This is a genomic window from Arthrobacter livingstonensis (genome assembly GCF_003219815.1).
Lineage (GTDB): Bacteria > Actinomycetota > Actinomycetes > Actinomycetales > Micrococcaceae > Specibacter > Specibacter livingstonensis.
Genome location: NZ_QJVD01000096.1, coordinates 1 through 1,519, shown reverse-complemented (window position 1 = coordinate 1,519; position 1,519 = coordinate 1). Strand labels below are relative to the sequence as shown.

The 1,519-nt window shown below is 62.2% G+C and carries 1 protein-coding gene; it reads right to left on the bottom strand.

Features of this window, described 5'->3' with window-relative positions; genetic code table 11:
• Nucleotides 1-1,205: 1,205 nt before the first annotated feature.
• On the bottom strand, nucleotides 1,206-1,519 hold a 314-nt coding region (locus CVV68_RS24050), incomplete at its 5' end, for a hypothetical protein (RefSeq protein WP_211320979.1).

The window sequence follows — 1,519 nt, the reverse complement described above, 5'->3', positions numbered from 1 at the left end:
CCGCGGGCGGCCTTGGCACGCCCTTACGCCGGACTACAAAAAATACCGGAACCACCGCGTCAGAGATCGGTGCCCGTCGGCAGGCATCCGGCCCAGCCACCAGACACCGCCCCCGGCCCCCGGCGCCGCGGGAACCGTCGGCAGGTAGGCCGCACACCCCCTGAGTCCGCAGGCGGCGATCTTCTCACTGTGCCGGCAGCTCTTAGCGCGGTCTGCGCTCATTCCTACGGTATATGCAGTTGTCTTGTAGGGCATTTCCTGAGCCATGCGATGGGACAAGTTTTCCGATGACCGGCAGGGAGAATTCCCCAACGAACCAGGGGCCGGAATGCGCTCGGCTCATTGCTGTAGTGTCAAAGTCCACTATTTTCTGCCCAGCGGTGGCCAAGCTCTCTGTCCAGATGTAGACCACGCCCATGCATCGGCGACGCGCGGACGCTGCGGCCGGCTGGCTTGTATCGAGGATGATGAAGCCAAAGACCTCCGGTTGCGTGGAACCGTTCAGCTGGATCCGTGTCGAGGACTGCCTTCCATCGCGGCCCGGGGAGTCACCCGCCCGCCAGTCAACATGACGGAACCGTTGGGAATTGCATGCCGCCGTGTTAGCTCGTTTCCGGAAGCAAACCGATTCGCAGATCGTAGTGTGGCTGATTGAATTTCTCGGGCGTTTTGCCGCCCAAGAACCGGCATGGGCGTTCATAGGCACGGCGGACGTCCCACTCGAAACGGATCTCAATGACGTCGGGTTCGGCCTTCAATGCCCCGGTGTGGAACTGCGAATCCTGGCAACGATGTCATTCTCCAAGGGGCCCTGCCGGAATCTGGGGCGGCCTTGACGCCGGCGTGGACTTTCGAAGGTTGGTTGCAGGACCTCCACGGCGGGCGTACCGACGTAGCGGATGACCGTGTGTACGGGAGCCGTCTTCGGTAGTGGCGGATGTTTGCTTCAGCCCCGGACGGCCTGCGGCTACCCGACGCCGCAGCGGGCATGCCGAGGCAGAGCTCGACGAAGGGGCTTCATTTTGTGGAATGGCCGGGATGCTGCATGTGGCCACCAGACACCGGCCGCCAAGTCCAGCGCTGAAGCGTCACGGCAGTCTCATGATGGGTGGACGGGCAATTAGACAGGCAGGCGTGACAGGGTGTCAAAGCAGGAATACCAGCTCCCTATTTGGCGCAGGTGTGCTGGTTCGATCCTGAGCTATTTAGTACAAATGGACTACGGAACGATGAACGCCCCAGCGCAGGAATCCGCCGACCTTGCGTATCCGGCAGTATCCGGTTCCAACCGGTGGTAGGCGGGCAGGAATTTGGAACCGCGCGTATCGAGGCGGCCGGGACAGCGGCTTTCGACCGCGGGCACTGCGGGCACTCTGGGCCTGACCAGACGAAGCGGTTGGCAGCGTGCCCAGCGCCACACCAGTTTGGCTGGCTTTGCCGTTGAAAGGTGTGTATTGTTTTTCGAGTTGCCCCGGTGAACGGGGCTGCGAAAATCCCGTGGTTTTGGGCCGGTTTTCCG